Source organism: Ruminococcus sp. (assembly GCF_017650195.1).
GTDB lineage: Bacteria > Bacillota > Clostridia > Oscillospirales > Ruminococcaceae > Ruminococcus.
The window spans coordinates 1-8,247 of the sequence record NZ_JAGCFH010000062.1 but is presented as its reverse complement, the minus strand read 5'-3'; the positions used below and the strand labels follow the sequence as shown (position 1 = coordinate 8,247).

The 8,247-nt window shown below is 43.5% G+C and carries 5 protein-coding genes; 1 reads left to right on the top strand and 4 read right to left on the bottom strand.

What is annotated here, in order from left to right; genetic code table 11:
* Positions 1–94: 94 nt before the first annotated feature.
* The 3 genes from J6U00_RS02680 to J6U00_RS02670 form a co-directional block, all read right to left on the bottom strand.
* Positions 95–3,097, bottom strand: coding sequence for an ABC transporter ATP-binding protein/permease (locus tag J6U00_RS02680; protein WP_296578502.1), 3,003 nt, complete (start codon positions 3,095–3,097; stop codon positions 95–97).
* Positions 3,098–3,271: 174 nt separating this feature from the next.
* On the bottom strand, positions 3,272–4,417 hold the full coding sequence (locus tag J6U00_RS02675) for a ribose-phosphate pyrophosphokinase (protein WP_296578501.1): 1,146 nt from the start codon (positions 4,415–4,417) through the stop codon (positions 3,272–3,274).
* Between the two features lie 71 nt (positions 4,418–4,488).
* Entirely contained in the window at positions 4,489–5,019 is a 531-nt protein-coding gene (locus tag J6U00_RS02670; RefSeq protein ID WP_296578497.1) for an inorganic diphosphatase, read from the bottom strand.
* 355 nt (positions 5,020–5,374) lie between these two features.
* On the opposite strand from J6U00_RS02670, the gene J6U00_RS02665 reads away from it, so the two are divergent.
* A complete protein-coding gene (locus tag J6U00_RS02665) occupies positions 5,375–7,318 on the top strand; it encodes a GGDEF domain-containing protein (RefSeq protein ID WP_296578494.1) in 1,944 nt (647 codons plus the stop codon).
* A 107-nt stretch (positions 7,319–7,425) separates the two neighbouring features.
* Here the strand turns inward: J6U00_RS02665 and J6U00_RS02660 are convergent, their stop codons facing one another.
* Positions 7,426–8,184 carry a radical SAM protein gene (locus J6U00_RS02660; protein ID WP_296578491.1) on the bottom strand — a complete coding sequence of 253 codons (759 nt, stop codon included), beginning with the start codon at positions 8,182–8,184 and terminating at the stop codon, positions 7,426–7,428.
* Positions 8,185–8,247: the final 63 nt, after the last annotated feature.

Below are 8,247 nucleotides of genomic sequence, written 5' to 3'. Positions count from 1 at the left end.
TTTTTGCTATAAAATTTGGGGCCTCTTTACGAGGCCCCGTGTTCGTTTGGGGGACTGAGTTTTTTTACAGCCCCTTTTTTTCGTATAACTTATGTCATTCAGTCCTGAGGGCTACAACAGGGTCTTTTCTTGCCGCTACTCCTGCCGGGATAAGTCCAGCTATAAGTGTGAGTACCATGCTTATTATCACTAGTATCACCGCTCCTGCAACAGGTAGATGAGCCCTAAGAGTATCAAGAGATGTAACGCTGTGTATTATTGCGTTTATGGGGATGGTCAGAAGCACCGAGACTCCTATTCCGATAAGTCCTGCCGCGAGTCCCACAAGAAGGGTCTCAGCATTAAAGACTGTACGCACATTGTGCTTTGAAGCGCCTATAGCTCTGAGTATTCCTATCTCCCTTGTTCGTTCAAGCACAGAAATATATGTGATGATACCTATCATTATCGACGATACCACAAGGGATATGCCGACGAAAGCTATGAGCAGGTATGATATACCGCTTATTATTCCAGTTATTGACGACATGAGAAGTGCCACAACATCGGTATAGTGTATAACGTCCGCTTCCTTAACACCCTCGTTGTAACGAGTTATAGCGCCTGCTATCTCGTCCTTTTCCTCAAAGCTCCTTGCAAAAATACGTATCACTGAGGGATCCGATTCGTCAGCCACGCCGAGTAACCTGAGATTGTCATCGTAGGTGGATTCTGATATCTCTTCTGGAGTATATTTCTCGAAGATAACACCGTAGTTTTCAAGGCTTATCTCAGCGGAATCAAGCATTTTTGAGAGCTCCGCGTTCGAGAGAGAACCAAGCTGTTCCTGGGACAATGCCGCATACTGATCTGCAATCTGCTCTCTTATAGCCTGCTCTGCATAGCTTTTGATCTCCTCATCGCTCATCCGACCTACAAAGGATGTCACCTGTGAGGCATCAACACCAAGTTCTGCGGAATACATCTCTGTAATCTGCTTTATGAAATCATTCCTGTTGAAATCCTTCATAGCCTCGGCGACCTGAGCGTCAGCCTGCTTTGGATCGGGCTGTGCAGCAACAAGTCGAAAGATATCAGCCTTTGTATCCGTATCGGCAGTCTTTATGAAAGCTTTTGCGGTCTCAGCCTTTTCCTCGGGAGTTGGCTCGATATAATCCTCTGTCATGAACTTCCTGCCCGTGAGGATATCGTTCTCCCTGTCCTCCTTTTGAGACTGCACAAGCTCGCTGCCATTGGTCTTTTCTATAACATAGTCGGTAAGCAGGCTTGTATATCCCACATAACTTTTTAGCATAGGGGCTTTTACGTCCTCGCTTGGACGAATGAAGCCGACTATCTTTATCTCTGTTCCTACATTATCAGAATTAAAAAGGTATTCAAGACCGGTCTGAGTTGAAGTAAGGTCATTGTATCCGTTTCCTGTATGTGAATTCTGATAGTACTCGCAGGGAAGTATCATCTTGAACTTCTTGCCTGTTATCTCATCAAGGTCCCATTCAAGCTGACCGTAATCTTTTATCTCCTGATTGCTCATGAGAGCCTTGAGCTTTTCATTGAATCCCTCCTGATCCTTAAGACCGAGGGTATAAGCTATGATATCAGGAAGCTCATTGTTCCTTGTGAGTATAACTACAGCTTCATCGTATTTCTCAGGCCATCTGCCGTTAACGAGTTCATACTGCTCTCTGACTATAGCGTTTACGGGCTCACCGTTTTCACCGGGAAGGAGCTCCTGCATTACGTTGAGACCAAACGCCTGCATCTCCATATCAGCCATAGGATTATTCATAGAAGCTGTTATAACCTCAGATTCTCCCATACCAAGTGCCTTGCCATACATATCCATGAAGTCTACCTTGATGATTTCTCCGGAGGGAGATTCGGTATATACCGGCATTTTCAAATCATAGCCGTAGCTTACAGCGCTAGATTTCTCCTGTATCACGCTGTCGTTGTCTATAAAAGTCTTGAAGTCCTTCATATTGTTTATCTGCTTTGCGGAAGCGTTAAAGGAGTTGAACATATCATATACCTGAGTATTTGCGTAAACCGTATCGTCCCTGAACTCGCGGCTCTCATATTCCTTCTGTTTATTCATAAGAGCCTCTATCATGCCCGATGTGTCAGTATTTTCACGCATTATCTCGAGAGGATATGATGAAAGTGTCTCCTCCTGCACCTCGTTGATATAATCGTTTATGCCAGTTGCAAGTGAAAGTATAAGTGCAATGCCAATGATACCTATGGAGCCTGCAAAGGCTGTAAGTATAGTTCTTCCCTTTTTTGTCAGTAGGTTGTTGAGAGAAAGAGAAACAGCAGTACCAAAGGACATGGACACGCGTTTTTTCTTTTCTGAGGAACTTTTCTTCTGCTTTATAGCCTTTTCCTTCTTCTTTTTCTCTTTCTTTGAAGGCTCTCCATCGAAGGGGTCACTGTCCCCTGTCAGCTTTCCGTCCTTTATTCTTACTATACGTGTAGCGTACTGATCCGCAAGTTCCGGGTTATGAGTTACCATAATAACCAGCTTGTCATTGGCAATGGCTTTGAGCAGCTCCATTACCTGTATGGAAGTCTCGGAATCGAGAGCACCTGTCGGCTCGTCGGCAAGAAGTATATCTGGATCGTTTATCAGTGCACGGGCTATAGCCACACGCTGCATCTGTCCGCCAGACAGCTGATTCGGCTTCTTATGGAGCTGATCCCCAAGTCCTACCTTTTCAAGAGCTTCCTTTGCACGCCTGCGGCGCTCGGACTTTGATACTCCCGATAAAGTCAATGCGAGCTCAACGTTTGAAAGAACTGTCTGATGCGGTATAAGGTTGTAGCTCTGGAATATAAAGCCAACAGAATGGTTGCGGTATGCGTCCCAGTCCCTATCCTTGTATTCCTTAGTCGATACCCCGTTGATGATGAGATCGCCGGAAGTATAATGATCAAGACCTCCAATGATGTTGAGCAGCGTCGTCTTGCCACAGCCAGAATGACCGAGCACAGCCACAAATTCGCTCTCGCGAAATGTGATGCTAACCCCGCCAAGGGCAGTCACTTTATTCTCGTCGCTGCCGTACTCCTTAACAATGTCCTTTAATTTAAGCATATTATCCCCTACTTTCAATTTTTTAACCATATCATGGCATTTCAAGTTAAATATCACCTTTTTTATTATAGCGTTTTGACGAATAATTGTCAATCTCGTTTGTAGTAATTTTACAAGGCCTTAACGTATTTTTCACAAATAAAAGGCGCTGTTTGTTAACAGCGCCTGAAAGTTTTACTTCATTCCATATCTCTTAAGAAGAGTCTCGATCTTTGTATGAGGATCAATTATCTTGCTGATAGATACGTCATGATTTATAGCTTCAATAAAATATGCGATATACTTTGATACGTCCACCTCATGGAACCACGGTCTGCTTAGGAGCTCGGGAGTCCTATAAGTGAGATTTGTGCCGAATACGCCGTCGATAGTGCCCTCCTCGTAAGCCTTGTCAAACTTTTCAAGACCGTTGGTGAAGATAGCATAAGTAGCGTAAGCAAATATTCTGCCTGCGTTCTTCTTCTTAAGGGCAGAAGCAACATCAAGCATAGACTCGCCAGAAGATATGATATCGTCTGAAACGAAAATATCCTTTCCCTCAACGGGATTTCCAAGATATTCGTGAGCAACAATGGGGTTGCGTCCATTAACTATGGTGGAGTAGTCTCTTCTCTTGTAGAACATACCCATTTCAACGCCTAGAACTGAAGCATAATACATATTTCTGTTGAGAGCGCCTTCATCGGGGCTTACTACCATGAACTTCTCCTTGTTGAAGCTTATGTCCTTTATATCCTTGAGCATTGCCTTTAGCACCTGATAGGTAGGCATTACATTGTCAAAACCCATGAGGGGAATAGCGTTCTGCACCCTCGGGTCATGAGCGTCGAAGGTAACTATATTTGAAACACCCATAGCTTCAAGCTCTTGAAGCGCACAGGCACAGTCAAGTGATTCACGGTAACTTCTTCTGTGCTGACGACCGCCGTAAAGAGTAGGCATAATGACAGTTATGCGGTGAGCCTTTCCGCTTGCCGCCTGTATTATTCTTTTGAGATCCTGAAAATGATCGTCGGGAGACATAGCGTTCTGCATTCCGAAATAATCATACTTTATGCTGTAGTTTCCTACATCTATGATTATGAAAAGATCCTTGCCGCGTATAGTAGATTTGATATATCCCTTGCCGTCACCGGAAGAAAATCTCGGGCATTCACTCTCAACGAGGAAGCTATCAACATTAATGCCGCCTTTTCCTGCCCAGTCAACTAGATAATCGTCGATTTTCTTTCCCAGCTCTGTAACGCTGTTCATAGCGATGATGCCGATAGGTGCGACGTTGGAATCGCTGCCGAATAAAATTTCACTTGAAGCTGTCATAACACTTTTTTCGCACGTGATTACGCACGATACTCCTTTCGCTTTTTAGTCACTTTCGGTCAAAGCCCTGCTTACTTGCAGAAATACTCGATATAGCGATCAATATCACCGCTTATGATTTCTCTGGCAATGTCGGCATGATCGACCTCGTTAACGGCTGTTGTTTTGTTTTCAAGTTCCTTGTAGACTTTGAAGAAATGAGTCATTTCATCAAAAATATGCTTTGGCAGCTCTTCAATATCCTTGTACATATTGTAATTCGGATCATCGAACGGGATAGCGATGATCTTTTCATCGTGATGCCCGTTATCAAGCATTCTGATAACTCCGATTGGATAGCATCTTACCAAAGTGAGCGGCATGAGCTGCTCCGAACAGAGCACCAGTACGTCGAGAGGGTCGTTATCGTCTGAATACGTCCTCGGGATAAATCCGTAATTTGCAGGATAATGAGTAGAGGTATAGAGGATACGGTCCATTTTAATGAGACCGGTCTCCTTGTCAAGCTCATACTTGATCTTGCTTCCCTTTCCTATCTCGATCACTGCAATAAAATCATCCGGAGTTATTCTCTTTGGACTTATTTTGTGCCAGATATTCATAATTTCCCTCCAAAGCATATCTTGTACGTGCCTTCGGCACACTTGCAGAATATTTGATAAGCCATTAAATTATGACTTTATCCCCTATAAATTAGTATACCATTTTTTTGAGATTTGTCAATATACCCCTTGATTTTCAGCATTTATTATAAATTATCCGAAATTCCTGAGATATTTTCGTCTTTTCGTCTTTCAGAGTAAATTCACAGATTTAATTTATACTACTTAAAAAAATTGTATTATTAACAAAAAATGAATATAGCTAATGAATATTATATTTTTATTCTATTGATTTTTGTGAAAAAATATTGTAAAATATATTTGTATAGTATCAAAAGAAAGACGTACGAGAGGAGTGGCAAATAACTTGATCGGTTCACGTATCGCTGTTATCATTGAAGAAATAGGACAAAGCTATCAGAGCACAATACTCGGCGGAATAGACCAGGGCGCAAAGGAATTCGGACTGAATATCGCAGCATTCACATCATTCAGCGGCGATATGGATAATCCGCGCCATGATATGGGCGAATTCAACATATTCAACCTTCCGGATTTCAAGGATTTCGACGGAGCTATCCTGCTTACAAACACCCTTTCATATAAGCCAGTAGTAAACGATATACTTGAACGTATAAAAAGAGCCGGTATTCCTGCCGTCAGCATCGACAACGACATAACCGACTTCTATTACATCGGAAGCGACAATTTCTCGGCAATGCGTAGCATCACCGAGCACATGATAAACGTACACGGTTTCACAAGATTCGCATACATTTCAGGTCCTGGAGAAAATCCTGAAAGTTCCGACAGACTGGCAGCCTTCTGCACTGTTCTCGGTGAGCACGGTCTCGATATATGCGACGAAGCGGTATACTACGGAGATTTCCGAGCTCCTACAGGAAAAATGGCTGTCGAGCATTTCCTTGAAGAGCTTTCCGAAATGCCTCAGGCTATAATCTGCGCAAATGACGAAATGGCGGCTTCCGCTATTACTACTCTCAGAGCCCACGGTTTCAACGTCCCGAACGATATAGCAGTGACCGGCTTTGACGACACCTACAACCACCATAATTACCTTGTGGAGCTTACCTCGGTAGACCGCCCCCTCGAACTTTCGGGACTTCTTGCCTGCCAGATGCTCTATAATCATCTGAACAGGATACCTCAGGACAGAAGACTTCTGCTGAATATGACTCCCCATTTTACTGAAAGCTGCGGCTGCGGACACAATTCCATGTCTGACGTATCAGAGCTGAAAGAGCTTAATTTCCGCAATTATTCCAACTTTGAGACGGTACAGATATATATGGGAGTTCTCAATCGTATGTCCACACAGCTCCTTGCCTGCAACAGCTTTAGCGACTATATTTTGACGCTAAAAAAGACAGCCGTTGAAATACACCCCGACGAGTTTTACTTCTGTCTCTGCGACAACTGGAACATCGAATCCGCTATTGATACTTCGACTACTCTTGACGGAGTGGATAATTCTGTACCTATGGTATATACCGACTATGTAACGGTACAGATAGCTTATGTGAACGGTGAATTTCTCGAATGTGACAAAATAAAATCCAAGGACGTATTTCCGCCTTATGCCGAAAACGGAAAAGCAGGCAAGCTATATTACATCACTCCCCTGCACTTCGGCGAGCGTTGCCTCGGATATATGATAATACGCAGTTCAAGCCTCGCTCTGCAAAATATAATGTTTGAGACATTCGTCATAAATATCTGCAATTCACTTGAAAACATCAGGAAACTGATGTGTCTTGAATACGCTGTGAAGCGCCTTGGCAACCTTTACGTTCAGGATACCTTCTCAGGCATCTTCAACCGCAACGGCTTCGTTCACGCGACAAACGACCTATACCACGAATGTATCGAAAAGAAACGGAATATAATGCTCATGTTCCTTGATCTTGACGGTCTTAAGGGCATAAACGATACCTTTGGCCACAGCACGGGAGACAAGGCTATATGCTGTATTGCAGGCGTTCTTAAAGATTCATGCTGCAGTGGCGAGATTTACTGTCGCTTCGGTGGAGACGAATTCATCGTATTCGGAGCTAATTATACAAACGAAATGGCTGAGGATCTCACAGCCGTTATACAGAACAACATAAAGTATATAAACGACAGTGCCCTGTATCCATTCACTCTCAGCGCAAGCTCCGGCTTTGTCGTTGCCACGCCAAAGATAGGTGAGGATATTTTCTACTTCGTTACCGAAGCCGACAAGATTATGTATAACGAAAAGCGCAGAAAAAAGCATTCAAATTATCTAAAATCTTAAAATGGAACAATACAAAGTTTAAGCCCCGGGATGATGATGATATGTCCCGGGGCTTAAACTTTGTATCAGTACGAAACCAAACCTGCTAAAATAAATACTGAGATATTTTATTTTACAGTCGTATATGCTTCAATTATATCCATTATGTCCGAGCTGTATATATTCCCGCCGAGAACGCTGCCGTCGGCTTCAAAGCAAAGCGAGCGTATATCCTCCGGATCCTCCTCATAGGGGTCAGACTTTACTGTATTTTCATCAAAATACTCCGACAGGTACTTTAAAGCGCTGCCCTTCGGAAAGATAACGTTACCACTATCAGCAGAAAAGCCCTTTTCAGCAAAAACGCCAAGGAGCTCTGTTGTCCTAGCATTGTAAGGATTTCTGTCCTCCTCACTGACGAGCCATGCAGGGTGAAGCTCAATAAAAACGCCAGTCTCACGGACACATTCAGCAAAGTGTACCACCGGCTCCAGCGGTATTATCTCCTGATGAAAAGCGTCCACCGACAGCATTATGCGGTTAATGCCGCTTTCCACAAGCATTTCAGCGACTTTACGTATCCTCTGCTTATCCCTGCTGAAAAAACCGTTGGTTATCACATCCCGATGCTTAATACCCGATTCTGCCGCAGCCCTGTGAATAGAGCAAACAGTCTCAGGATACAGAAGCGGCTCACCGCCGAACGTCATGAGTGACTTTATATTATAGTGACGGCAGACCTCTGTTACAGCTCTTGATGCGGTCTCACCGTCAATATGTTCTCCTGCGAAAGTATGGCTTCCCTCACTGCAATGCTTACAGCGACCGGTACAGCCCATAGTAACAATAAATTCTATTCTGTCAAGATTTTTAAGGTATCTGTTCATAATAACTGCTCCTTTTATATTTATTCTTTATAAATACAGGTGCAGTACGGGACCCCTTCTTAC